This is a genomic window from Mailhella massiliensis (assembly GCF_900155525.1).
Taxonomy (GTDB): domain Bacteria; phylum Desulfobacterota; class Desulfovibrionia; order Desulfovibrionales; family Desulfovibrionaceae; genus Mailhella; species Mailhella massiliensis.
Genome location: NZ_LT706952.1, coordinates 771,205 through 795,648 on the forward strand (window position 1 = coordinate 771,205; position 24,444 = coordinate 795,648).

The window sequence follows — 24,444 nt, forward strand, 5'->3', positions numbered from 1 at the left end:
CGTTTCTTCCTTTGCTTTTCCGGGGCCAGGCCGCCCCGGCGTGTTGCTTATGCCCCGTTCAGCTCATGAACAGACGCACGCGCCCCCCGGCATGAACGGCGGAAAGGATGTCCGTCATGGGGGCGTAGCCCGTCATGCGGTCAAGAGGCGTATCCATGGCGAGCGCGCACAGTTCCTCGAACTGCCCGGATATGCGGTAGAGGATGGAGTGCACGTCGAAATGGGTGACGCGCATGAGCCTGAGCGAGGCGTTCAGCACACCCATGGCCACCCCGTAGAAATACACGGTGAGCGCCTCCTGAAGGATGACCTTCTCCTCGCCGCCGTCCGCCTTGCGTATGGGAGCCTCGGCAAAGGCGGAAACGGCAAAGAGCACCGAGAGCGATACGGGATAGGAACCGGGCGTGCTGCCGCCCTCTATCTGCGAAAGCCAGCGTGAAAGCAGCGGAGACTGCGTGGAGCGCGCGCCGAGTTCGGCGAGCCGGCGCCCCGTCTTCACCATCATGTCGCGGAATTCTTCGGGAAGTTTGCGGCGGTACAGCGCAAGGTCGATATTTCTCAGCACCGCAAGCGTGCGCTCCTCCACCTGCGCGCCCGCGCTCACCGCATCGGCGCCACTCCCTCTTATACACCTCTCGCTGTGTATAAGAGACCGCCCACAATTCCTCCAGAGCAGGGGCCGCCGGCCAGCCCGAGGGAGCCGCCGTACGGGGCGCGTTGCTCCACAACCTGGGAAACCCTAAGCAACAACCTCTGCCCCAGCTCCCGGGGCTGTATTGGATCCACATCTAGAGGGGTAAAAGAGACGGGCGGAGGGGCGACATACTGCTGAGGCGTGCCCGTATCGTGCACCACTCCCGCCTGTACAGCCGCCTCCAGAGCGCCGGAAAAGGCAAAGGCCCCGGTGGGAAGCATGGAATCGCCGAACTGCATGAGACGCACAAGGGAAAGAATGCCCACCATGTGCTCCTTTTCGAAGTTTTTCCCGGAACGGCCGCGCAGGCCGCGCCCCGGAAGAAAAAAAACGGAACCTGTCAGAGGCAGCCGTGATGATGCGCGTGCCCGCCCGCCGCCATATCCCCGCCGCCGAAAAGCAGACGCGCCTCATCCCTGTCCAGCAGCGCGCTCACTTCCTCCCCGGGCAGGAAGAAAAAGGCCGTTCCCGGGACGGCGTGCGTATCCATGACCGCCCCCATGACCTTTTCATCCGCCGTCATGGGTACATAGACCCTGTCGCCCTTCACCACGGCGGGCCAGTGCTGATTGCCGAGGGCGTGCCCCAGGCGCACCGCCGCGCAAAGGGCCTCGTCTTCGGGAAGCCGCCTCATGCCTGCCATGTCCACGGCCATCACGGGGCAGAGCCGGATGCGGCAGAGCACGGCCTCCTTCAGGTCCGCGTCGTACAGCAGTATGTCGCCGTCATGCAGGGATTCGCCTCTCTCCAGCGCCACGGCCACGGTTCTGCCGCCCTCGGTCTCCTTGCGCAGCCGGTTTTTCTGGGCGTCCCACCGGGAAAGTTCGAGCGTATCCACGGTTGCGCCTTCAAGGCGCTTTCGCCACGCCGCATCCGCCCTGTTGCCCAGCACCTTTTCCACAATATCCATACGCCGCTCCTTTTTTCTTCTCCGCCCGCCCGGCCGCGCCGGACGGGCGGAGTTTTGCGCCTCTCTGCTAGCTGAAGAAATAGAGCTGCCCGAGACTTGCACGCTGCACCGGAGGCACGGTGACGTGCACCCCGTCCACCATGACGGCGAAGGTTTCGGGATTGACCTCGATATGAGGCGTGAGACTGTTTCTCACCATGGCCTTCTTGGTCAGATTGCGGATGCCGCGCACGGCTTCCACGCGGCTCTTCAGACCGAGCTTTTCCCTGATGCCCCGCTCCACGGCGGCCTGCGAGGTGAAGGTGATGCGGCTTGTCTGCTGCAGAAGACCGGTGGAACCGAACATGGGCCTGTAGATGACCGGCTGCGGCGTGGGAAGCGAAGCGTTGGGGTCGCCCATGATCGACCACGCGATGGAGCCGCCCTTGATGACCATGTAGGGCTTGGCGCCGAAGAACTGCGGCTGCCAGAGCACGAGGTCGGCCACCTTGCCCTTTTCCACGGAACCGATGAGATGGGACACGCCCTGAATGATGGCGGGATTGATGGTCACCTTGGCCACATAGCGCAGCACGCGGAAGTTGTCGTTGCCCGCCGCATCTTCGGGCAGCGCGCCGCGCGCCGCCTTCATGGCGCTGGCCGTCTGCATGGCGCGCGTCCAGTTTTCGCCCACGCGGCCCATGGCCTGGGAATCGCTGGCAATGCAGGAAATGGCCCCCATGTCGTGAAGCACGTTTTCCGCGGCAATGGTTTCGGGCCGCACGCGGCTTTCCGCAAAGGACACGTCGGAAGGCACGTTATGGTTCAGGTTGTGGCAGACCATGATCATGTCGAACAGTTCCGCCTGGGAATTGACGCCGAAGGGAAGCGTGGGGTTGGTGGAACTCGGCAGCACGTTGGGCTGCCCCGCGACGCGGATGATGTCCGGCGCATGGCCGCCGCCCGCCCCTTCCGTATGGAAGGTGTGGATGACGCGGCCTTCCATGGCGGCTATGGTGTCTTCCACATAGCCCGCCTCGTTCAGCGTGTCGGTATGGATGGAAACCTGCACGTCCATCCTGTCCGCCACGGAAAGCGCGGCGCGGATGATGGCGGGCATGGCCCCCCAGTCCTCGTGAATCTTGAAGCCGCAGGCCCCGGCCTCTATCTGCTCGCGCAGGGGCGCTTCGTTGAAGGCGTGGCCCTTGCCCAGAATGCCGATGTTCACGGGAAGCCCTTCGGCCGCTTCCATAATGCGGTGTATGTTCCATGCGCCGGGGGTGATGGTGGTGCCGTTGGTACCGTCCGACGGGCCTATGCCGCCGCCGAAGAAGGTGGTGATGCCGTTGGATATGGCCGTCTGCGCCTGTTCGGGGCAGACAAGGTGCACATGGGCGTCGATGCCGCCGGCCGTAAGAATGAGGTGCTCGCCGGAAATGGCGTCCGTGGCGTTGCCCACCACGAGATTCGGGTCCACATTGTCCATGACGGCGGGGTTTCCCGCCTTGCCTATGCCCGCGATGCGGCCGTCGCGTATGCCCACATCGGCCTTGATGACGCCCTGCACCGCATCGATGATGGTGGCGTTGGTGATGACGAGATCAAGCACGCCGTTGTCGCGGGAGGAGTGGTCGTCCCCGCCCATGCCCGCGCGCAGCGTCTTGCCGCCGCCGTAGATGACCTCGTCGCCGTAACCGCGCAAATCCTTCTCTATTTCCACATAGAGATCCGTATCGCCGAGCCTGATTTTATCGCCCACGGTGGGGCCGTACAGGCTGGAATATTCCTGTCTTGAAATCTGAGGCATGTCGCGTCCTTGGGTTAGACGATGTTCGCGTTCCTGAAGCCGAGCGCCAGCGCTCTGGCCACATTGACGGGCTTTGCGTGCGCGTCTGCCGCCCAGCCGTCCACAAGGTTGTTGAATCCGTACACGGTGCACAGCCCGCCGAAGGGCACGAGGGACACGGTTTTCTCATCCCCCGGTTCGAAGCGGACGGCCGTGGTGGAGGGAATGTTCAGCCGCATGCCGTAGGCCGCCGCACGGTCGAATTCCAGCGCGCGGTTGACCTCGAAGAAATGAAAATGGGAACCCACCTGAATCGGACGGTCGCCGGTGTTGCGTACCTTGACGGTGACGGAAGGACGGGACTCGTTGAACGTGACGGGGGCATCGGCGAAAACATATCCGCCGACGGGAACTCTGGATGCATCTGCCATATCTGCCTGCCTTTGCTGTGCCGCGATCGCGGCGTGACAAGTCTTCGCCCGAGCCTCAGCTGATGGGATCGTGCACGGTGACGAGACGGCTGCCGTCGGTGAACACGGCCTCAAGCTGCACGAAGGGAATCATTTCCGGCACGCCTTCCATCACTTCGTCGCGGGTAAGGGCCTTGCGGGCCTCGTTCATCACTTCTTCCACGGTCTTTCCGGCTCTCGCGCCTTCAAGGGCCGTGGCCGTGATGACGGCGACGGCTTCGGGATGATTGAGCTTCAGCCCTTTTTCCCTGCGGCGCTGCGCTACTTCCGCCAGAGACAGCACCAGCAGTTTGTCGATTTCTCGCGGAGTAAGGTGCATGTGATCTCCTTGGTAAAAGGTTGTGCTTCGGCAAAGGCCCGTCCGTCGGCAGGCTGCTCTCCTGCTCCTGCCGCCTTCCCCGGAATCCGGGGAGGCGGGGAGCGGAACTGCCGCCCTGTGCGGCGCCGTGCGGATGCGCCAGCTCCCCGTCCGAAGCTCCGCCCGCGGCGGACGCACGACAAAGGAAACAGCCGGGCCGTGCCTGCTTCTGAACCGAGCCTAGCGCCCCGCCTGTGAGAGAGGTATTGTAATAACCGCGCACGCCGTGAGAAAAACGGAAGCCTCCGCGCGGAAGAGACGATGAGCTTATATTTTACCAGTCAAATAAAATAAGACTGGTAAAACTTTAAAACGGCAAAGGCATACGAAAACGCCGCCCTTTCTCCAGAACTTCTGCATGTTCCGGGAAGGGCGGCGAAGGCCTGTTCCGGCACGTTCCGCCAGAAAAACAGATTCGGAAGGATACGCCCGCGGCAAAGCCCGCCGGGCCTCATCATTTTTTCGATGCGCTCTTTGAGGAGGACTTCTTGGAAGTGGAGCCTGTTTTCTTTGCGCTGCTCTTCTTCGACTTCGAGCTCGTCTTTTTCGCCGTGCTCTTCTTGGTGGAGCTTTTCGCTTTGGCGACGCTCTTCTTCCTGCTCGAGGAACTCTTCTTCACCGCAGACTTCTTCTTGGAGGAAGATTTCTTCACCGCGCTCTTCTTCTTGGCGTGGCCGGACTTGGCAAGAGCCTTTCTGGCGGCCGCGGCGTCGGCCTCGGTGCCCTTGGTCACCACCTGTTTGGGGGTGGGCAGGTAGGCCATGGGGTTCATCTGCCGGTTGTCGCGCAGAAGCTCAAAATGCAGGTGCGGACCGGTGGAACGCCCCGTGGAGCCCACGCGGCCTATCATGAGACCGGGTTCCACTCTGTCGCCCTTGCGGGTAAGAATCTGGCTCATGTGGGCGTAGCGGGCGAGAATGCCGTCGTCCTGCTGAATTTCCACCATGTAGCCGTAGCTTCGGTGGTATTCGGCGCATACCACCACGCCTCCGCGAAAGGCCATGATGGGGGAGCCCAGAGGGGCGCGGATGTCTATGCCCTTGTGCGTGCGGCGGGAGGAGCGGCGCACACCGTAGGGGGAGGTGATGCACACCGTTTCCCCGGCGGAACAGAGCGCCTCCCGCGTATGCATTTCGGCAAGGTGGCGTTCCTCGGCGCTGCCCGGGGCCGGGCCCATCTTCCACTGGCCGGAACTTCCCGGCACGTTTTCCAGCGAAAGCACGCCCGAAGGCAGGGAAAGGGAAAGCGGGTCGCTCGTCAGCTCCAGGGAATCGCCGTACATGGCGCGGTGCTCCTCAAGCTCGGAAACGCTCAGCGACGAACTCTGCACCAGCTTCCCGGGAGTGGTGGCGGCAAGATACAGTTCACGGTCGATGACAAGCGAATCAAAGGGGTCGGAAGCCTGGGCCGCTTCCTCCAGCTCCGTGCCGGGCCTGCCCTGTTTCGGCGCGCAGGCCGTCTGCGAAAGGCCCATGCCGCCCATGAGGAGGCAATACAGGGCGATGGTTGCAAACTTTCGGGCTGATGACATTCCTTCTCCTTGGCGAACCGGAATAAGGGTACCCTGTCTTTTCATTATATACGGGAAGAAAACGGGAGGCAATCAGTCTTCCCGGACGTTGAGAATGACGGCTTCGCTTCTGAGCGGATTCACCTTGCCGAGGCGTACGCGCAGCTCCTGCCCGGGGAAGACCTTCTCCCCGAAAAGGGTGCGTTTGCCGCGCAGGCCGAGCTGCACTTCAGGAAGCTGCACGCTCACCCACATGTCGTTTTCCTCGGCCACTTCCGCCTTCCAGCAGCATTCCTCGCCGTGCAGGCGGGCCTGCTGCTGAATGTAGAGATACTTCCAGTAGCGGGGACGGAAACGCTGCACCTGCCCCGCGGCCTCGAGGCGTATGGAAAGGTGCATGAGCATGGACGAAAGCTCCTCGCGCGACCAGCGCGGACGGCCGCTTGCCAGCATGAAGAGAAGCTGCGCCTCATTCACGAGGTCGGTAAAGCGGCGCAGCGGAGAAGTGACCGGACTGTAGGCCGAAAGCCCCATGCCCGCATGGGGACGGGGCGAAACATCCAGAGAGGCCGCCACAAGAATACGCACCACGCGGGCGATATCCGGCGCGCTCTTCCACACGCCCGCGTATTCGCGGGGCACGGCCACATCCTGCGTGCGGAAAAGCAGCGGCACGTCGTTCTTCACCGCCCATTCCGCCAGCACGGCATTGGCCACCACCATGAGTTCCGCAACCAGAAGCTGCGCCCTCGGCGCGGCGGGGATATCCTTTATCTTCACCACCACGTCCGCGCCCTCGCCTTCCAGCACGAAGTCGAGTTCCGGCCGCTCTATGATGACGGCGCCGTGCTCCACACGGCAGGCAAGGCGCTTCTCGCTCATGGCGCAGGCCAGACGCAGGGCCTCGGCATAGGGGGAAGCCGCGTTTTCCGCACCGTCCAGCGCGGCCTCGCAATCGGGATAGGAAAGGTTTTTCTCTATCTTCACCGTGGCCGTACGGAAGGAACCTTCTCCGAGCGTGCCGTCCGGGGCGATGTGCGCGCCTATGATGAGCGCGGGGCGGGACTCGCCTTCAAAAAGACTGAACGCTCCCTCGCCGAGGGCCTCGGGCATCATGTGGCAGTTGCCCTCGGGCAGGTAGATGCTGGTGGCTCTGTGGAATACCGCACGGCCCAGCGGGCTTTCAAAGTTCCAGAGCTGCGCGGGGCAGGCCAGAGCCACTTCCACATCCCAGCCGCCGTCGGCGGAAGCCGATATGCGGAAGGCGTCGTCGATGTCGCGGGTGGTGGCGCTGTCGATGCTGATGAAGGCCGTATCCTCGGCGGGGGGCATGTTCTCCCCTTCCGCCACGGCGCGGCACAGGGCCTCCGTTTCCGCGGCAAAGGGCTTTTCCCAGTCCGTGCCCGCCTCATAGTCCGCGCGGTCCATCCAGAAATTGTAATGCTCAGGCACCAGGCCCCAGGTCATGGCAAGATAGAGCGCAAGGTACGGATCGTCCGGCAGGCCCTTGGTCACCTGCTTCCAGAGCGCTTCGTCCTCCACGGTTTCCGGGTCTATCATGCGGGCGCGGAGCATCTTTTCCAGGCGCTGCCGCACGGCCTCATCCGGCGCCGTGGAAATATCGGGCGCGGCGTGGCGGCCGACTCTCGCCTCCCACAGACGGCGGAACCAGTCCGCACCGCCGCAGACCATGGCCTCGCGCACGCGCGCCGCCTCTTCCGCCTGACGGCGCGACTCCACGGTGGCGGCATCGTAAATTTCAAATACCGGAGGCTGAAAGCGGAAATGCGTCTTGCACTGCAGAAGCGCCCTGCCGCAGGCCGCCACGGTATCGGCATCCGGGCTGGTATAGCCGAGTTCCGCAAACCATTCGGCCGGAGCCTTGTCCAGTTCGCCCTGGGCCATTTCCCACAGTTCCATGGGCGCGGCTTCCGAGGCAAGGCGTTCGCGCCGCTCCCGGTGCCTGTTCAGGATGTCCACCACGGCGTCCTTGCTCTGCTGCGGGCCGTAGGCAGGCCCCGCCCAGGGGAGTATGCGGGAGGCGGACAGTGTGGTTTCGCGGCGATTGGGCAGAAAAAGGCGCAGCTTGCCCTTCTGCTCTTCCATCACCCACGCGATCTGGGGTTCGTTCCCCTGCATGAATTCCACAATACAGCCCGCGCCGGGGTACTGCACGATATGCGATGCCATGTTTTCTTCCTGAAAGAATAAAATAAGTTGCCCGAACACCAGGAAAAAGACGCAAAGCCCGCGCCGCGCCGTCCTGCGCCCCGCGCCGGAACAGACGGCAGAGAAACGCAATGCAGCCCGGAAAGGACAAAGACGCCGGAGGGACGCCCCCCGAAAAGGGGACGAGCGCGCCGGGCACACGACATGCCCGGCGCGCATGAAATCAGTGCTTGAAGGAGCGCTGGCCGGTATAGACCATGGCCACCTGCGGTTCATGTTCGTTGCAGGCCTGCACCACTTCCCAGTCGCGGATGGAGCCGCCGGGGTGGGCGATGGCCGTCACGCCCTGAGCCATGACCACGTCCACGCCGTCGCGGAAGGGGAAGAAGCCGTCGGACACCACCACGGAACCGATGAGCCCGCCCTTGTTTTCCCGCGTTTCACGGTTGATCTCTTCCAGAAGAGCGGCGGATTCGGCATCGGCAAGGGCCTTCTGCTGCAGCTCGTACAGGGAAAGACCGGTGCGCTTGAAGCAGAGCACGTCGGCATACTTGGTGTAGGCCTTGTGGATGGCCAGCTCCGCACAGCCCACGCGGTCCTGTTCGCCGGTACCGATGGCCACGGTGGCGCCGTTGCGCGCAAAGATGACGGAGTTGGAGGTCACGCCGGCTTCCACGGCCCAGGCGAAGAGCAGATCTTCCGCTTCCTGCTCCGTGGGCTTGCGGGCAGTGAACACGGTGCCGTCCTTCTTCGCGCCGGTGGCGGGAATGAAGTCTTCCACGCTGTTTATGCGGTTCACGAAGGACTTCTGCATCACGATGCCGCCGTCGGTGAGGCTCTTGAAGTCGAGCATGGGAATGCCCTTGAGCTCTTCGAGACGGGCAAGGCCGGGCAGCTCGAAAATGCGGAGGTTCTTGCGGCCCTTGAGCACGTCCACCACGCCTTCTTCAAAGGCGGGGGCGGCCACCACTTCGAAATACTGGGAGGCGATGAGTTCCGCGCACTTCATGTCCAGCGGACGGTTCACCACCACCGCGCCGCCGAAGGCCGCGATGCGGTCGCACCAGAAGGCGTTGTTCAGCGCGTCGAAAAGCGTGTCGGCCCAGGCCGCGCCGCAGGGATTGTTGTGCTTCAGAATGGCGGCGGCAGGCTTTCTGGAAAGATACTGAAGAATGTTGCAGGCGTTGTCCACGTCGGTGAGGTTGGTCTTGCCCGGATGCTTGCCCGACTGCACCATCTGCTCTTCCGTCAGCGCGGAAACGATGCCCTGCTTCGGGGAACGCCACTTGAGATTCGCCACCTTGTTCTCGCCTTCCACGAATTCATAGAGCGCGGCGGGCTGATCGGGGTTTTCGCCGTAGCGCAGGCCGCGCACTTCGCCGCCCATCTCCCAGGTGCGCTTGTGGTAGGTAAGCACGCTGTCTCCCAGCGTGATGGTCATGGTATCGGGGAAACCGTCCGCAACGATGGTGCGATACATATCCTTGAGTTCGCTCATGTCAACTCCGCACTGCGAAAGAATGTTTGGAAGCCCCTCCCGCGGCCCGAGCCGCGTGACGGCGAAAGAGGCGCGGCCGCCCGCACCTCGGGGAAACCGCTTTTTTATCATAAAAATTAATGGCGGGCAAATTGCCCCTTTCCCGCTCCGCAGGCGGGACGCGCAGAATTCATTTGCCCGCGCCCGCCTTGCGGGGTATAAGGGGGCACTCCAGAAAGAGGACTGCAATGGAAAACATGCTGCTGAAAATGGCCCGCCAGCTCAACGCCATGGACGAGGCCTCCCTCATGGCCCTGTGGAACAAGTATCTGCAACGGGTTCAGGATTTCGACGGTTCCCGAGAGTGGGAAGAGGCCGCCATCGTACTTTCCCTTCTTCAGGCCGTACGGGGCAAGAACCAGCTTTTCAACACCAAGTGGGAAGAACGGGAAGCCATGCGCAAAAATCCGCCCGAACCCCGGCACGAGGATCTGCGCCCCTGGCGGCGTATGCCCGAAAAGCCCGAGGAAGAAAAGAAGGCCCCCGCAAGGCAGGCCACGGTGCTGCCCTTCCGCCCGAAAAGCTCCTGACCTTCCCCGTGTCCGCCGCACAGGCTTCGTGCGGCGGGCGCTTTTGCCCCGCACGCGCGGCGAAGGCGAATCTGCCTGCCAAAAGAGCGCGGCGCTTCGCCGCCTCCGGCCTCTGCGGAAAGATCTGCCGGGGGCCGGTCGAGCCTGATCCGGGAGCATTCCCGCTTCAGGGCCTTTCTCTTTTCCTGCGCAGAAAAACGTGCCGCTCCGCGCCTCCCTCCGGGAGCCCTCATCCCTGCTTGCGGCCCGCAGCGCTGCCCCCCCATACCGGGTTCCCGCCCGTAACCGTCCGCGCCGCACGGAGAAAAATACCTGCCGAAGGCGGGCCGCTTTCCCCTGAGACAGACCAGTCCCCGCATTCTGTCGCCGGAGAACACGCCGGAACCGTTGTTTCCTTCCGAAAAGGCGCTCCCCCTCGCAGGACGGAAGACTACTTTTTCTGACAGTGCGGACACCACACCGTGGTGCGTCCCGCCACAGGGGCGGAAACAAGCTTTTTTCCGCACACAAGGCATTTCTCTCCGGCTCTGCCGTACACGAAGAAGCGGTTCTGAAAGGCCCCTACATCGCCCTTTGCGGTACGGTAATCGCGTATGGAACTGCCGCATTCGCGTATGGAGGCAAGCAGCACCTCGACAAGGGCGCGGTGCAGCTTCGCCAGCCTTGGCGGAGAAAGCTTTTTCCCCGGCGTGTCGGGCCGTATGCCTGCGCGGAAAAGACTCTCGTCCGCATAAATGTTGCCCACTCCCGCCACTACGGACTGATCGAGCAGCAGCGCCTTCACGGCCCGACCGGAAGAAAAACGCGAGGCAAAGGCTTCCTCCGTCATTTCCAGAGGTTCCGGCCCCAGCTTCTTCCAGAAGTCCCACCCTTCCAGCTCATCCGCACACACGGCCCGCACCTGACCGAACTTGCGCGCATCGTCGAAGAACACGCGCCTTCCGTCATCCAGCGTAAGAATGACGCGGGTATGCCTTTCCGGTTCCTTATCCGCGCCGTACACGAAAAGCCGCCCCGTCATGCGCAGATGAAAGGCAAGGGCCGTCACCTCCCGCGGCGTTTTTCCTAAAAGGGATGGCCGCCCCTGTTCCATGCCGCAAGCCGTATAGAAAAGCGGCCAGAGCGAAGAGGCATGGGGAACGGGAATTTCCTCCTCCGCTTCCGGGGGAAGGGCAGCCTCCTGAGAAAGATACAGAAAAAGCAGCTTGCCCCGCCTGCCCGTACCGCGGATGACGGGCCGCCGTTCCGCCACGTCGCCGGGGGCCGTCAGTCCCTGCCACGATCCCTGGTTCAGCACATCCACGGCCGCAATGCGCCGCCCGCATATCTGCGGCGCAAGCGTGCGCGCCACGGTTTCCACTTCCGGCAGTTCCGGCATGTTCCTTCCTTGCAGATCTGATGTTTGTCGCGTGAAGACGCCCGCTTCTTCCGCGCTCCCGTCCCTGAAATGTTCATCGCCCAGGCAGTCTCCGCGAGGCCTCCAGGCGAGCGTTTCCTGCGGACTGATGCGCCTGCACGGCCGGGCATCCTCAAAAGGCGCGGCGCCGCGCTGTTCCGAAAGGCGGAAGAGAACCTTCTCTCCGGTCTTCTTCTCTTATCCGGCTTCGACAGGCACAAAAGAAAAAGCGGGAAAGAAAGCGAACGCTTCCCTCCCCGCCGTCGTTCAGACGGACATGCAGGACCCCGAAGGCCCCTTAGCCCGCAATCTTCGCTCTGAGGATGCGGAAGGCCTCGTCGATGCCTTCGGCATTGTTGCCGCCGGCCTGGGCCTGATCCGGGCGACCGCCGCCGGAACCGCCGATGGCGGCGGCCACATCCCTGATGAGGGCGGGAGCGGTGAAGCGGTCGTGCAGGTCTTTGGAAACGTAGAGTATCATCTGCACCTTGCCGCCGTCTTCCGCCACAAGGCAGGCCACGCCGGAAGGCATCTTGGAACGCACGTCGTCCATCATTTCGCGCAGGGCCTTCACGTTCATGGAACCGGCTTTGGCGGCCAGCACCTTCACGCCGGACACTTCCTCCACGGCGGACATGACATCGCCCCGGCTCGCGGCCTGAGCCTTGTCCAGTTCCTTGCGCAGGGTCTTGATTTCCTTCTGCATGGCGTCCACGCGGGAGGCGAGATCGGAAGAACGGACCTTGAGCATGGAACTCAGCGCGCCGAGTTCCGCACGGCGTTCCGCCATGACCTTGTAGGCGTTCCAGCCCGTGGCGGCCTCGATACGGCGCACGCCTGCGGCCACGCCGCCTTCGGAAAGAATGACGAAGAAGCCGGCCTGACCGGTACGGGAAAGATGGGTACCGCCGCAAAGTTCCATGGAGCAGGGTTCCGCTCCTTCGCCGCCCATGCTGACCACGCGCACCTTGTCGCCGTACTTTTCATTGAACAGCGCCATGGCGCCGCACTTCACGGCTTCGTCGTGGTCCATTTCGCGGGTGGTCACGGGGTAGTCGGCCATGATCATGGCGTTCACCTCGCGTTCCACGGCGGCGATTTCCTCTTCCGTCATGGCCGCAATGTGGGTGAAGTCGAAGCGCAGATGATCCGGGCCCACGGAGGAACCGGCCTGATGCACATGCGTGCCCAGCACCTTGCGCAGGGCGGCCTGAAGAAGATGGGTGCAGGAGTGGTTGCGGGCGGCGGCCATGCGTTCGCCTTCCGTCACTTCCATGGACACTTCCTGTTCGGCGCGGATGATGCCTTCCTCCACCTCGATCTGTTCCACGGTAAGGGTGGGCATGGGCTTCAGGGTATCGGTGACGCGGGCCCTGCCCTCTTCCGTGGTCAGGATGCCGGTATCGCCGCTCTGGCCGCCGGAAGCGCCGTAGAAGGGAGTCTGAAGCGTGACGACGTAGCCCTTTGCTCCGGCTTCCAGGCTTTCCACGGGGAGCGCGTCTTCATCCATAAGCGCCACGATGCGGCTTTCGGCCGTGAGAGAACCGTAACCCACGAATTCCGACTGCATCCCTTCTTCAAGCAGGGTGCGGAAGCGGGCCGCGAGATCCTTTTCGCCGGAACCCTTCCACGCCGCGCGGGCGCGGGCGCGCTGCTCCTGCATCTTTTCGGCAAAGCCTTCTTCGTCCACGGTGAAGCCGCGCTTGTAGGCCACGTCGGACACGATATCCAGCGGGAAGCCGTAGGTGTCGTTCAAACGGAAGGCCACTTCGCCGGGAATGACCGTCCTGCCTTCGGCGGCAAGGGCGGCAAGTTCGCTGTCGAGAAGAGCAAGGCCCTTGTCCAGCGTGACGCGGAAGCGGTTTTCCTCCTCGAACACCACGCGGGAAAGAAATTCGGCGTGTTCGCGAAGTTCGGGGTAATCGTCGCCCATGACTTCCACCACCTTGCCCACGGTCTTGTAGAGGAAGGCCTCATGCAGACCCATGAGCGTGCCGAAACGCAGAGCGCGGCGGATGAGGCGGCGCAGAACGTAACCGCGGCCTTCGTTGGAAGGCAGAATACCGTCGGCGATCATGAAGGCGGCGGCGCGGCTGTGGTCGGCAATGACGCGGAGCGCGGTGTCCACATCGTTGGTGTCGGGAGCGGAGAAGCTGTAGGTCACGCCCGCAATGGAAGCGGCATACTGAATGATGTCCTGGAAGAGATCGCAGTCGAAGTTGGAACGCTTGCCCTGGCACACGGCCGCAATGCGTTCAAGGCCCATGCCGGTATCGATGTTGGGATGTTCCAGCGGCACGCGCACGCCGGGTTCCTTCTGGTCGTACTGGGTGAACACAAGGTTCCAGATTTCCAGGAAGCGGTCGCAGTCGCACTTGCCGATGCCGCAGTCCGGTCCGCAGGCCATGTCCTCGCCCTGGTCGATGTAGATTTCCGAGCAGGGGCCGCAGGGGCCGGTATCGCCCATGGTCCAGAAGTTGTCCTTCTCGCCCATGCGGGTGATGTGGTCGGCGGGCATACCCGCGATTTCCTGCCACAGTTTGTAGGCTTCGTCGTCGTTCTCGTACACGGTGACGTAGAGCTTGTCCTTGGGCAGTTTCAGTTCTTCGGTGACGAAGGTCCACGCAAAGGTGATGGCTTCGCGCTTGAAGTAGTAGGCAAAGGAGAAGTTGCCCAGCATTTCGAAGAAGGTGTGGTGGCGGGCGGTACGGCCCACGTTCTCAAGGTCGTTGTGCTTGCCGGACACGCGCAGGCACTTCTGCGAGGTGGCGGCGCAGCGGTAGGAGCGGCGCTCCTGACCGAGGTAGAGCTTCTTGAACTGCACCATGCCCGCGTTGGTGAAGAGCAGCGTGGGGTCGTCTTTCGGCACAAGGGAAGAGGACGGCACGACGGCGTGACCGTTCTTTTCAAAAAATTCCAGAAACTTTCTGCGGATTTCCTTAGCGGTGAGCATATATTCTCCGATGGGCGGAAGCCCTCAACATGAACATGGGGGAAGAAACTTCTTCCCCCCGTCTTTTTTCGTGATGGTCCGCGCAGCGGCCTCTTCTTCATAGGAAGAACCCGGCGCGGAATGAAATTCCTAGTAGGCCTCGTCGTAGCTGTCTTCGTCGCCGGGCACTTCGGGCGCGGGCGCTGCGGAGAGAGCCTGATCCGTACCGAAACCGAGATGTTCCTTGACCTTGGCCTCGATTTCATCGCGCAGGGCGATGTTCTCGTTCAGAAGATCGCGCACTCTTTCGCGGCCCTGGCCGAGCTTTTCGTCGCCGTAGGCGAACCATGCGCCGCTCTTGTCCACAATGCCCGCATCCACGGCCATGTCGAGGATTTCGCCCGCACGGGAAATGCCCGTCCCCCAGATGATGTCGAACTTGGCTTCGCGGAAGGGCGGGGCCATCTTGTTCTTCACCACCTTCACGCGGGTGAGGGAGCCGTAGGCTTCCTCCCTGTCCTTCAGAGTCTGCACGCGGCGGATGTCCATGCGCACGGAGCTGTAGAACTTGAGGGCGTTGCCGCCGGTGGTGGTTTCGGGGCTGCCGTAACCCATCTGGCCTATCTTCATGCGGATCTGGTTGATGAAGATCACGCAGGTGCGGGACTTGTGGATGGTGCCGGTGAGCTTTCTCATGGCGTGGGACATGAGGCGTGCCTGACTGCCCACCTGGGTTTCGCCCATGGCGCCGTCGAGTTCCGCCTGAGGAATGAGGGCGGCCACGGAGTCGATGACCACGATGTCCACCGCGCCGGAACGTACCAGCATGTCGGCGATGTCGAGCGCCTGTTCGCCGTGATCGGGCTGGGAAATGAGCAGTTCGTCGGTCTTGACGCCGAGGCGGGCCGCATAGGTGACATCCAGAGCGTGTTCCGCGTCGATGAAGGCGGCCACGCCGCCCTGCTTCTGGCATTCCGCGATGATGTGGAGCGTGAGCGTCGTCTTGCCCGAGGATTCCGGGCCGTAGATTTCGGTCACGCGGCCGCGCGGCACGCCGCCGATACCAAGCGCCAGATCGAGGCCGATGGAACCGGTGGGGATGACGGGCACATGAACGTGCGCCCCGTCGGACAGCTTCATGACCGCGCCCTGGCCGTACTTGCGTTCAATGGTGCTGAGGGCGGTCTTGAGCGCTTCGCGGCGGGCGTCTTCCGCGGAAACAAGAGGCTTTTTCGCCATGGATGAACTCCTCTGAGAGAGATTCCTTGTCGTGCCGGACTTTCGAGCCGGCAGCAAGGTGCCTTGCGCGGCCTTTTCCGAAAAGAAAAGCCGGAAGTCGACAAACATTAGCAAAAGCCCGGCCCGTGGGCAAGAGAAACACTTGCCAGCGCTTCGCTTACCATCTATCTAAAGAGCCATGAAAAATTATGACGGCATAGCTCTTTTTTCCGGGGGACTGGACAGCATCCTCGCCGCCCGGCTGTTGATGGAACAGGGCAGAAGCATCAAGTGCCTGCACTTCTTCTCGCCCTTTTTCGGCCATCCCGGCCGGGTGGAACACTGGCAGAAGGTCTACGGACTCGACATCACGCCCGTGGACGCGAGCGCGGTCTTTGTGGACATGCTCCGGCACGGCCCGGAATACGGCTTCGGCAGCGCCATGAATCCCTGCGTGGACTGCAAGATACTCATGATGCGCCTGGCCAGGGAACGCATGGAACAGTACGGGGCAACATTTCTCGTTTCCGGTGAAGTGCTGGGCCAGCGCCCCATGTCGCAGCGGCGCGACACGCTCAACGTCATCCGGCGCGACGCCGACGTGCGCGGCATTCTTCTGCGCCCCCTCAGCGCGAAGCTTCTCGACCCCACGGAGGCCGAGGAATCGGGCCTCGTGGACCGTTCCCTTCTGCTCGGCATGAACGGCCGCGGCCGCAAGGAACAGCTCGCCCTTGCCGAACATTTCGGCATTACGGAAATTCCCACGCCCGGCGGCGGCTGCAAGCTCACGGAAAAGGAAAACACCCGCCGCTTCTGGCCCGTGCTCTCCCGCCTGAGCGCGCCGGATGTGAACGACTTCCGCCTTGCCGACGTGGGCCGCCAGTTCTGGTACGGAGAATACTGGCTCACCATAGGCCGCCACAAGTTCGACAACGAAATCTATTCCTCCCTCCTGCGTGAAAACGACCTGCACTTCAAGATGGCGGGCTTCCCCGGCCCCATCGCCCTGGGCAGAAGCTCCCGCCCCTGGGACGCCGAAACCGTGCGGAAGGCCGCCTCGCTCGTGGCCTCCTATTCCCCCAAGGCCTGCAAGGCCGCAGAGGAAGGTCAGCGCATCTTCGTGCGCGTGACGCAGAACGGGGAAAGCTCGCTTGTGGAAATTTCGCCGTGCAGAGAGAGCGAATTCCGGGAACCCACCTGGGAAGACGCGCGCGAGGCCCTTCACGCTCTGCGCACCCCCGGGCGGCAGAACAACGACTGAACTTCATAACGCAAGGCGGGCGCGTGCGGCGCGCCAGGAGAACATCATGCCCAGTGAACATCCCACCTCTGCGGAATATCTGCGGAAAATCCTTCTTTCCCCCGTGTACGACGTGGCCCGCGTGACCCCGCTGGAATACATGGAAAAACTCTCCGAACGCCTGGGCTGCCGCGTCAGCCTCAAGCGCGAAGACCTCCAGCCCGTGCATTCCTTCAAGCTGCGCGGAGCCTACAACAAGATTGCGAAGCTCCCCGATGAGGCGAAGAAGCGCGGCGTCATCGCCGCCTCGGCGGGCAATCACGCCCAGGGCTGCGCCCTTTCCGGCGCAAGGCTCGGCGTGAAGGCCACCATCGTCATGCCCAAGACCACGCCCGACATCAAGGTGGACGCGGTGCGCCGCTTCGGCGGCAACGTGGTGCTCTTCGGCAACAGCTTCGACGAGGCCTATGCCGAATCCATGCGCCTTGCCGAAAAGGAAGGCCTCACCCTCATTCCGCCCTACGACGATTCCGACGTCATCGCCGGGCAGGGCACCATCGCCCGGGAACTGCTGGAACAGGACAGCCGCCTGACCCACGTCTTCGTGCAGGTGGGCGGCGGCGGGCTCGCCGCAGGCATCGCCGTGTACATCAAGCAGATTCTCCCCGGAGTGAAGGTCATCGGCGTGGAAGCCAAGGGTTCCGCCTGCCTCAAGGCCGCCTGGGAAAAGGGTTCCCCCGTGACGCTGGAGCGCGTTTCCCTCTTTGCCGACGGCGTGGCCGTGAAGCGCATAGGCGACGAGACCTTCCGCGTGCTGCGCGAGAACCTCGATGAAATCATCACCTGCAGCAACGACGAAATCTGCGCCGCGCTCAAGGACATCTTCGACGATACCCGCGCCATTGCCGAACCTTCCGGCGCGCTTTCCCTCGCGGGACTCAAGAAATACGTTGCGGAACACGACATGACGGGCGCGCGCACCGCGGCCATTCTTTCCGGCGCGAACATGAACTTCCACACCCTGCGCTTCGTTTCCGAACGCTGCGAGGTGGGCGAACAGCGCGAAGGCATCATTTCCGTGACCATTCCCGAAAAGAAGGGCGCGTTCCTCGACCTGTGCCGCAAGCTCGGCAACCGCATGGTGACGGAATTCAACTACCGCTTCTCCGATCCCTCGCAGGCGGAAATCTTCACCTCCCTGCGCCTCACCGAAGGCATGGACGAGCTTGAACGCATCATCGCAAGCCTCAGGGAGGCGGGCTACAGCGTCACCGACATGACGCGCAACACCTTCGCCAAGAGCCATGTGCGCTACATGATCGGCGGCAAGGCCCCGAGCATGGTGAAGAACGAGCACATTCTGAGCTTCCAGTTCCCGGAACGCACCGGCGCGCTCCTGCACTTTCTGGAAACGCTGGGCACGAACTTCAACGTCACCATGTTCCATTACCGCAACCACGGCGCGGAATACGGCCGCGTGGCCTGCGGCTTCGAGCTCGCTCCCGAACAGTGCGAGGAATTCTACGCCAACCTCAACAAGCTCGGCTTCGCCTGGTGGGACGAAACCGCCAACGAGGCCTGCAGAAAGTTCCTTGCTCCTCTGGAATAGGGCCGGATGCCGCAGGTCGGCATGACGCATCAGAAGCCCCGGCATAACGCCGGGGCTTTTTTTTGTTCTCCGTCCCTTCCCCGGGCCGTTTTTCCGCCCCGGAAAGGCGGAAAAACGACATTTATGCCCCGGACGTCCTTGCAGAGCGACCTTTTTGAGCAAGATGTTTTGACAATGAACGCGGTATCGGTGTACCTTGAATTTCTCATAGCCCTAAGGAACTGTTACGGGCCTTTTTTATTACCCCAAGGAGGGAACAGAAGTGAAACGCTTTCTTGCAGCCATGTGTCTGGGCATGATGGCCTTCGCCCCGCAGGCGAACGCCGCGGAACCCGCCAAAATCCACATCGGCGTGTGCACCGGTACGGTGTCTCAGTCCGAAGACGATCTGCGCGGCGCCGAAGCGCTCATCAAGAAGTACGGTGATGTCGCCAACGGCGGCATGATCAAGCACATCACCTACCCCGACAACTTCATGACCGAAATGGAGACCACCATCTCCCAGATCGTGTCCTTCGCCGACGACCCCGACATGAAGGCCGTCATCGTCAACCAGGGCATCCCCGGCACCACGGCCGCCTTCCAGCGCATCCGTGAAAAGCGCCCCGACATCATGCTCCTCGTGGGTGAAGCCCATGAAGACCCCAATGTCATTGAAAGCGCCGCCGACCTCGCCATCAACGCCGACAACATCTCCCGCGGCTACCTCATCATCGCCGCCGCCAAGAAGCTCGGCGTCACCGACTTCGTGCATATTTCCTTCCCCCGCCACATGAGCTACGAACTCCTTTCCCGCCGCCGCAACATCATGGAAGCGGCCTGTAAGGATCTCGGCGTCAACTTCCACTTCATGAGCGCTCCCGACCCCACCTCCGACGTCGGTGTGGCCGGCGCCCAGCAGTACATTCTGGAACAGGTTCCCCAGTGGCTCGACAAGCTCGGCCCGAAGACCGCCTTCTTCTGCACCAACGACGCCCACACCGAACCTCTGCTCAAGCGCCTCACCGAAGACAAGGGCGGCTACTTCATCGAAGCCGACCTGCCCTCCCCGCTCATGGGCTATCCCGGCGCTCTGGGCATCGACCTTGCCGATGTGTCCGGCGACTTCCCCGCCATTCTGAAGCGCGTTGAAGACACCGTCGTCGCCAAGGGCGCGGCCGGCCGCATGGGCACCTGGACCTACTCCTACGGCTTCACCAACTCCCTGGGCCTCGGCGAACTCGCCATCAAGTACGCCAAGGAAGGCGTGACCGGCGGCCGCAGCTTCCGCCGTCACTTCAAGAAGGAAGACCTCTTCGCCGCCTACAACGCCGCGACCCCCGGTTCCACCTGGAGCGGCGGCTACTATGTGGACGTGGCCACCGGCAAGGAAAAGAAGAACCACGTCCTCGTGTTCGAAGACCTGTACATCTTCGGCAAGGGCTACATGCACATGACCGAAGTGCCCGTGCCCGACAAGTTCAAGAAGATCAAGTAACCATGTAAGCGAGAGGGAAGGCTCCGGCCTTCCCTCTCACCGTATAAGGCGCTGAAAAAAGCCCGCTTTCAAGCACATTTCCGGGCCGCGCCCACCCCCGGAAACGAGTTTTGCCGTTTCCGGCATCTTATGCTATACTGCTTCTTGCGTTTTTTGGAAACGCTTCGAAAACAGCCTCCGCACCTCTCATCGTTTTTTTTCTTCGGCGGAGGCGCAGCCCTTATTTAAAGAGGTACCATGGGCGCAGCAGATCCATTGCTTCGCGTGGAAGGCGTCGGCAAGGCGTACTTTTCCAACCGGGTGCTGAAGAACGTCAATTTCACCCTGGGGAAAGGACGCATTCTCGGCCTGGTAGGCGAAAACGGGGCGGGCAAATCCACCCTCATGAATATTCTCTTCGGCATGCGCGTCATCCAGGAGACAGGCGGGTATGAAGGAAAAATTCTGATCGACGGGCAGGAAGTGCACTTCCGCAGCCCCATGGACGCCCTGAAGGCGGGCATCGGCATGGTGCATCAGGAATTTTCCCTCATTCCCGGCTTCACGGTGGCGGAAAACATCGTGCTCAACCGTGAGACGCTCGTCTACAACCCCCTTGTGGAAGCCTTCGGCGACAGACTCACCACGCTCGACCGCAAAAACATGTCGCAGCGTGCCGACGAAGCCATCGCAAGACTCAATATCGAACTCGACAGCTCCACCCCCATCTCGGAGCTGCCCGTAGGCTACAAGCAGTTTACGGAAATCGCCCGTGAAATCGACAAGAAGGGAACGCGCCTTCTCGTGCTCGACGAACCCACCGCCGTGCTCACCGAGGCCGAAGCCGACATTCTTCTCGATTCCATGCGCCGCCTGGCCTCCCAGGGCATTTCCATCATCTTCATTTCCCACCGCCTGCAGGAAGTGATGAGCGTGTGCGACGACATCGTCATCCTGCGCGACGGCGAAGTGGTGCTGCAGACCACGCCCGCCGAAACCAGCGTGCGCCAGATTGCCAGCGCCATGGTGGGCCGCAAGATAGAAAAGAACGAAGGCGAAAGCGAGGAGCGCTCCTTCTCCGGCGAAATCGCCATGGAAATACAGAACCTCTGGGTGGACATGCCCGGCGAAACCGTGCGCAACGTCAACCTCAGCGTGCGGGAAGGGGAAATCCTCGGCATCGGCGGCATGGCCGGTCAGGGCAAGCTCGGCATCGCCAACGGCATCATGGGGCTGCATCCCGCGGGCGGAACCGTGACCTTCCACGGAAAGAAGCTTGAGCTCAACAATCCCTCCTCGCCCCTTTCCCTCGGCATTTCCGCCGTCTCCGAAGACAGGCGCGGCGTGGGCCTGCTGCTTGAGGAATCCATTGCCTGGAACATCGTCTTCACCTCCCTGCAGATGCAGGGGCGCTTTCTGAAGCGCGTAGGCCCCCTGAAGCTGCGCGACGAAGAGGCCATTGCCGAATGCGCCCGCACCTACATCCGCGACCTGGAAATCAAGTGCACGAGCGAGAAGCAGCATGTGCAGGAGCTTTCCGGCGGCAATCAGCAGAAGGTATGCCTTGCCAAGGCCTTTGAAACGAAGCCGAAGCTCCTTTTCGTGGCGGAACCTACGCGAGGCATCGACGTGGGCGCGAAAAAGGTGGTGCTCGACACCCTGAAGCGCTACAACCGCGAACACGGCATGACCGTGGTGGTGATTTCCTCCGAACTTGAGGAACTGCGTTCCGTGTGCGACCGCATCGCCATCATCGACAAGGGCGCCGTGGCGGGCATACTGCCCGCGAGCACGCCTTCCGAAGCCTTCGGCTATCTGCTCATGGGCGCGGGTTCCGCAGAGGCGGAAGATTCCGCGGCGGAACATTCCAACGCTACGGAGGCGGCAAGCGCATGAACCGCATCAAGAAATTCATAGAGGAAGCGGGCTGGCCCAGAATCCTGATCGCCGTCTTTCTCGTCATTCTCTTCATTGTTTCCCCGTTCGTGGGCGTGCCTGTGGACGCCGCCTTCAGCGACACCCTCGTGCGCTTCGGCATGAACGGCGTTCTCGTGCTCGCCATGGTGCCCATGGTGCAGTCCGGCTGCGGCCTGAACTTCGGCCTGCCGCTCGGCATCATCGCCGGGCTTCTCGGCGCGGTGACCAGCGTGGAGCTGGAGGCGAAGGGCATTCCCGGCGTGTTCACGGCCATGGCCATCGCCACCCCCATCGCCGTCATCCTCGGCTGGGGCTACGGGCTTCTGCTCAACAAGGTCAAGGGCGAGGAAATGATGATCGCCACCTATGTGGGCTTCTCCTCCGTGGCCTTCATGTGCATCATGTGGCTGGTGCTGCCCTACTCAAGTTCCAACATGGTGTGGGGCTATGCGGGCGTGGGCCTGAGAACCACGGTTTCCGTGGAGGAATTCTGGCAGAAGGCCATAAGCGACATAGGCGCGTTCACCCTGGGAGAGTCCTTCTACTTCCCCACGGGCATGTTCCTCTTCTTCCTTCTGCTGTGCGGGCTCATGTGGCTCTTCATGCGCACGCGCACGGGCACGGCCATGACCACCGTGGGTTCCAACCCCGAGTATGCCCGCGCAAGCGGCGTGAACATCAACCGTATGCGCACCCTTTCCGTCATCCTCTCCACATGGCTCGGCGCTCTCGGCATCATCGTGTATGAGCAGAGCTTCGGCTTCATCCAGCTCTACATGGGGCCGTTCATGATGGCCTTCCCCGCCGTGGCCGCGCTGCTCATCGGCGGCGCTTCGGTGAAAAAGGCCTCCATCGTCAACGTGATCGTGGGTACCTTCCTCTTCCAGGGCATCCTGACCATGACGCCCTCGGTCATCAACAGCATGCTGCAGACCGACATGTCGGAAGTCATCCGCATCATCGTTTCCAACGGCATGATTCTCTACGCCCTGACCCGCGTGACAAAGGTAAGATCATGAAAAGTTCCTCCGGCGGCAATGCCGTCAAGCTCTTCTGCGTCCGCAACGCCGTGCCCATCGTCTTTCTGCTGGTGAGCAGCATCGGCATCTATTACTCCCAGTTCACTGCGGAGTACCTGATCCAGGAAATGCTCACCCGCCTCGCCCGAAACTCCTTCCTCGTGCTCTCCCTGCTCATTCCCATCATGGCGGGCATGGGGCTCAACTTCGGCATGGTGCTCGGCGCCATGGCCGGGCAGATCGGGCTCATCTTCATCAGCGACTGGAACATTTCCGGCCTCTACGGCATGACCCTTGCGGCGCTCATCGCCACCCCGCTCGCCATACTCTTCGGCTGGATGTGCGGCGTGGTGCTCAACAAGGCCCGCGGCCGTGAAATGGTCACTTCCTACATTCTCGGCTTCTTCATGAACGGCGTGTACCAGCTCGTGGTGCTCTACGGCTTCGGGAGCCTCGTGCCCATTCTCAACCCCGAACTCGTGCTCTCGCGCGGCTACGGCATCCGCAACGTGACCAACCTCGACAATATCCGGGGCACGCTCGACAATGCCATTCCGCTCGACATCATGGGCATTCACATTCCGCTTGCCACCTTCCTGCTCATCGGCGTCTTCTGCCTGTTCATCGTCTGGTTCCGCCGCACCAAGCTCGGACAGGACATGCGGGCCACAGGTCAGGATCTCGCCGTGGCGCATTCCTCGGGCATTCCCGTCATGCGCACGCGCATCATCTCCATCGTGATTTCCACCGTGCTCGCCGCCTACGGGCAGATCATCTTCCTGCAGAACGTGGGTACGCTGAACACCTACAACAGCCATGAACAGGCGGGCGTGTTCGCCATCGCCTCCCTGCTGGTGGGCGGCGCCACCGTGGCGCGCGCCTCCATCCTCAACGTGTTCACGGGTGTTCTGCTCTTCCACCTCATGTTCGTGGTTTCTCCCATGGCAGGCAAATACCTGGTGGGCGACGCGCAGATAGGCGAATACTTCCGCGTGTTCGTCTGTTACGCCATCATTTCCCTCGCGCTGGTGCTGCACGCCTGGCGCCGCCATGCCGACAGGGAACGCGCCCGCGCCGCTCTGCGCGGAAATGCCGGAGGCGCCGCATGAAAGAGCTCCCCAGCCGCAGGCACATCATACTCAAGCACATCCTCGTCAACTGCGTCCTTGTAGCGCTTCTCATCTGTCTCGGCGCATGGTGCTACGATCAGGGTAAAACCTACAAGGTTCTCCTCGGCAACTACGCCTTCACCGGACAGGACGGACAGGACTACCCCGCCCTTGAAGCCGTGGAAGTGTTCATCGACGGCAACGACCCGGTCTTTCTGCTGGAAGACGACAGCGGTACCGGCGATGCCACGGGCAGAAAGCACACCATGGTCATTGCCCTGCTGGATGAAAACGACGAGCCCATGGAAAGCCGCACCGTACAGTTCAGCATCGCGGAACTCGGCAAAAAGCTGGAACTCAACGTGGCCGAATACTGGCTGAAGGCGAAGTAATCTCCCCTTCCCCCAAAGCAACGCTCCCCGGACGGACAGACGCCCGGGGAGTTTTTTTTGTCTCTGCCGGAGGAGAACGGCCAGATAGCGCAAAAAAACGCCCTCCGCCACGGAAAGGCGTTTCGGCTCCGCTGCCCATCTTGGGCATCATTTCCGGTAAAAAAGGGCCGCAAACACCCGCTCAGGCGCACAGACGGCCATGCGGGGGAAAAG

Annotated in this window: 20 protein-coding genes; 8 read left to right on the top strand and 12 right to left on the bottom strand. The window is 62.2% G+C overall.

Translation table 11 applies throughout. The features are described from left to right. Nucleotides 1-58: 58 nt before the first annotated feature. From CZ345_RS13810 to CZ345_RS13850, 9 genes are all read right to left on the bottom strand, one after another. Entirely contained in the window at nucleotides 59-604 is a 546-nt protein-coding gene (locus CZ345_RS13810; RefSeq protein WP_077073677.1) for an urease accessory protein UreF, read from the bottom strand. Between the two features lie 20 nt (nucleotides 605-624). Next, the gene (locus tag CZ345_RS17495) at nucleotides 625-963 is read right to left on the bottom strand and encodes an urease accessory UreF family protein (RefSeq protein ID WP_077073678.1); all 339 of its coding nucleotides are present in this window, start codon (nucleotides 961-963) and stop codon (nucleotides 625-627) included. A 71-nt stretch (nucleotides 964-1,034) separates the two neighbouring features. Beyond that, on the bottom strand, nucleotides 1,035-1,604 hold the full coding sequence (locus tag CZ345_RS13820) for an urease accessory protein UreE (RefSeq protein WP_077073679.1): 570 nt from the start codon (nucleotides 1,602-1,604) through the stop codon (nucleotides 1,035-1,037). Nucleotides 1,605-1,671: 67 nt separating this feature from the next. Continuing rightward, complete coding sequence (locus CZ345_RS13825) at nucleotides 1,672-3,390, bottom strand: urease subunit alpha (RefSeq protein ID WP_077073680.1); 1,719 nt, start codon at nucleotides 3,388-3,390, stop codon at nucleotides 1,672-1,674. Nucleotides 3,391-3,404: 14 nt separating this feature from the next. After that, the gene (gene ureB / locus CZ345_RS13830; RefSeq protein WP_077073681.1) at nucleotides 3,405-3,800 is read right to left on the bottom strand and encodes an urease subunit beta; all 396 of its coding nucleotides are present in this window, start codon (nucleotides 3,798-3,800) and stop codon (nucleotides 3,405-3,407) included. A 55-nt stretch (nucleotides 3,801-3,855) separates the two neighbouring features. Beyond that, entirely contained in the window at nucleotides 3,856-4,158 is a 303-nt protein-coding gene (locus tag CZ345_RS13835) for an urease subunit gamma (RefSeq protein WP_077073682.1), read from the bottom strand. Nucleotides 4,159-4,651: 493 nt separating this feature from the next. Beyond that, nucleotides 4,652-5,728 carry a M23 family metallopeptidase gene (locus CZ345_RS13840; RefSeq protein WP_077073683.1) on the bottom strand — a complete coding sequence of 359 codons (1,077 nt, stop codon included), beginning with the start codon at nucleotides 5,726-5,728 and terminating at the stop codon, nucleotides 4,652-4,654. Nucleotides 5,729-5,800: 72 nt separating this feature from the next. After that, on the bottom strand, nucleotides 5,801-7,897 hold the full coding sequence (locus tag CZ345_RS13845) for a ribonuclease catalytic domain-containing protein (protein WP_077073684.1): 2,097 nt from the start codon (nucleotides 7,895-7,897) through the stop codon (nucleotides 5,801-5,803). Nucleotides 7,898-8,099: 202 nt separating this feature from the next. Then, complete coding sequence (locus CZ345_RS13850) at nucleotides 8,100-9,374, bottom strand: IMP cyclohydrolase (RefSeq protein ID WP_077073685.1); 1,275 nt, start codon at nucleotides 9,372-9,374, stop codon at nucleotides 8,100-8,102. Nucleotides 9,375-9,601: 227 nt separating this feature from the next. On the opposite strand from CZ345_RS13850, the gene CZ345_RS13855 reads away from it, so the two are divergent. Then, on the top strand, nucleotides 9,602-9,943 hold the full coding sequence (locus CZ345_RS13855; RefSeq protein ID WP_077073686.1) for a hypothetical protein: 342 nt from the start codon (nucleotides 9,602-9,604) through the stop codon (nucleotides 9,941-9,943). Nucleotides 9,944-10,373: 430 nt separating this feature from the next. On the opposite strand, the gene mutM is transcribed toward CZ345_RS13855, so the two are convergent. From mutM to recA, 3 genes are all read right to left on the bottom strand, one after another. Next, nucleotides 10,374-11,321 (bottom strand): bifunctional DNA-formamidopyrimidine glycosylase/DNA-(apurinic or apyrimidinic site) lyase, encoded by a 948-nt coding sequence (gene mutM / locus CZ345_RS13860; protein WP_077073687.1) that lies wholly within the window; start codon nucleotides 11,319-11,321, stop codon nucleotides 10,374-10,376. Nucleotides 11,322-11,637: 316 nt separating this feature from the next. After that, a complete protein-coding gene (gene alaS, locus CZ345_RS13865; protein WP_077073688.1) occupies nucleotides 11,638-14,292 on the bottom strand; it encodes an alanine--tRNA ligase in 2,655 nt (884 codons plus the stop codon). A 129-nt stretch (nucleotides 14,293-14,421) separates the two neighbouring features. Next, a complete protein-coding gene (gene recA, locus CZ345_RS13870; protein ID WP_077073689.1) occupies nucleotides 14,422-15,510 on the bottom strand; it encodes a recombinase RecA in 1,089 nt (362 codons plus the stop codon). Nucleotides 15,511-15,688: 178 nt separating this feature from the next. On the opposite strand from recA, the gene CZ345_RS13875 reads away from it, so the two are divergent. The 7 genes from CZ345_RS13875 to CZ345_RS13905 all read left to right on the top strand — a co-directional run bounded on the left by CZ345_RS13875 (nucleotide 15,689) and on the right by CZ345_RS13905 (nucleotide 24,231). Next, a complete protein-coding gene (locus CZ345_RS13875) occupies nucleotides 15,689-16,750 on the top strand; it encodes a tRNA(5-methylaminomethyl-2-thiouridylate) methyltransferase (protein ID WP_077073690.1) in 1,062 nt (353 codons plus the stop codon). A 46-nt stretch (nucleotides 16,751-16,796) separates the two neighbouring features. Further along, nucleotides 16,797-18,338: a threonine ammonia-lyase, biosynthetic gene (gene ilvA, locus CZ345_RS13880; protein WP_077073691.1), complete on the top strand. Its 1,542-nt coding sequence runs from the start codon at nucleotides 16,797-16,799 to the stop codon at nucleotides 18,336-18,338. A 262-nt stretch (nucleotides 18,339-18,600) separates the two neighbouring features. After that, on the top strand, nucleotides 18,601-19,815 hold the full coding sequence (locus CZ345_RS13885) for a DUF3798 domain-containing protein (protein WP_077073692.1): 1,215 nt from the start codon (nucleotides 18,601-18,603) through the stop codon (nucleotides 19,813-19,815). Between the two features lie 237 nt (nucleotides 19,816-20,052). Beyond that, nucleotides 20,053-21,690, top strand: coding sequence for a sugar ABC transporter ATP-binding protein (locus CZ345_RS13890; protein WP_077073693.1), 1,638 nt, complete (start codon nucleotides 20,053-20,055; stop codon nucleotides 21,688-21,690). Further along, nucleotides 21,687-22,730 (top strand): ABC transporter permease subunit, encoded by a 1,044-nt coding sequence (locus CZ345_RS13895; RefSeq protein ID WP_077073694.1) that lies wholly within the window; start codon nucleotides 21,687-21,689, stop codon nucleotides 22,728-22,730. The genes CZ345_RS13890 and CZ345_RS13895 overlap by 4 nt, the downstream gene beginning before the upstream one ends. Then, nucleotides 22,727-23,839: an ABC transporter permease gene (locus tag CZ345_RS13900; RefSeq protein ID WP_077073695.1), complete on the top strand. Its 1,113-nt coding sequence runs from the start codon at nucleotides 22,727-22,729 to the stop codon at nucleotides 23,837-23,839. The genes CZ345_RS13895 and CZ345_RS13900 overlap by 4 nt, the downstream gene beginning before the upstream one ends. Beyond that, entirely contained in the window at nucleotides 23,836-24,231 is a 396-nt protein-coding gene (locus tag CZ345_RS13905; protein ID WP_083717475.1) for a DUF6672 family protein, read from the top strand. Before CZ345_RS13900 ends, CZ345_RS13905 begins: the two co-directional genes overlap by 4 nt. Nucleotides 24,232-24,444: the final 213 nt, after the last annotated feature.

Excerpts from the sequence above, each read along its gene's own strand:
- ureB (WP_077073681.1), bottom strand. The coding sequence starts at position 3,800 with ATGGCAGATGCATCCAGAGTTCCCGTCGGCGGATATGTTTTCGCCGAT.
- CZ345_RS13840 (WP_077073683.1), bottom strand. The coding sequence starts at position 5,728 with ATGTCATCAGCCCGAAAGTTTGCAACCATCGCCCTGTATTGCCTCCTC.
- CZ345_RS13900 (WP_077073695.1), top strand. The coding sequence starts at position 22,727 with ATGAAAAGTTCCTCCGGCGGCAATGCCGTCAAGCTCTTCTGCGTCCGC.
- CZ345_RS13895 (WP_077073694.1), top strand. The coding sequence starts at position 21,687 with ATGAACCGCATCAAGAAATTCATAGAGGAAGCGGGCTGGCCCAGAATC.
- CZ345_RS13875 (WP_077073690.1), top strand. The coding sequence starts at position 15,689 with ATGAAAAATTATGACGGCATAGCTCTTTTTTCCGGGGGACTGGACAGC.
- CZ345_RS13850 (WP_077073685.1), bottom strand. The coding sequence starts at position 9,374 with ATGAGCGAACTCAAGGATATGTATCGCACCATCGTTGCGGACGGTTTC.
- alaS (WP_077073688.1), bottom strand. The coding sequence starts at position 14,292 with ATGCTCACCGCTAAGGAAATCCGCAGAAAGTTTCTGGAATTTTTTGAA.
- ilvA (WP_077073691.1), top strand. The coding sequence starts at position 16,797 with ATGCCCAGTGAACATCCCACCTCTGCGGAATATCTGCGGAAAATCCTT.
- CZ345_RS13855 (WP_077073686.1), top strand. The coding sequence starts at position 9,602 with ATGGAAAACATGCTGCTGAAAATGGCCCGCCAGCTCAACGCCATGGAC.
- CZ345_RS13835 (WP_077073682.1), bottom strand. The coding sequence starts at position 4,158 with ATGCACCTTACTCCGCGAGAAATCGACAAACTGCTGGTGCTGTCTCTG.
- CZ345_RS13905 (WP_083717475.1), top strand. The coding sequence starts at position 23,836 with ATGAAAGAGCTCCCCAGCCGCAGGCACATCATACTCAAGCACATCCTC.
- recA (WP_077073689.1), bottom strand. The coding sequence starts at position 15,510 with ATGGCGAAAAAGCCTCTTGTTTCCGCGGAAGACGCCCGCCGCGAAGCG.
- CZ345_RS17495 (WP_077073678.1), bottom strand. The coding sequence starts at position 963 with ATGGTGGGCATTCTTTCCCTTGTGCGTCTCATGCAGTTCGGCGATTCC.
- CZ345_RS13825 (WP_077073680.1), bottom strand. The coding sequence starts at position 3,390 with ATGCCTCAGATTTCAAGACAGGAATATTCCAGCCTGTACGGCCCCACC.
- CZ345_RS13820 (WP_077073679.1), bottom strand. The coding sequence starts at position 1,604 with ATGGATATTGTGGAAAAGGTGCTGGGCAACAGGGCGGATGCGGCGTGG.
- mutM (WP_077073687.1), bottom strand. The coding sequence starts at position 11,321 with ATGCCGGAACTGCCGGAAGTGGAAACCGTGGCGCGCACGCTTGCGCCG.
- CZ345_RS13890 (WP_077073693.1), top strand. The coding sequence starts at position 20,053 with ATGGGCGCAGCAGATCCATTGCTTCGCGTGGAAGGCGTCGGCAAGGCG.
- CZ345_RS13845 (WP_077073684.1), bottom strand. The coding sequence starts at position 7,897 with ATGGCATCGCATATCGTGCAGTACCCCGGCGCGGGCTGTATTGTGGAA.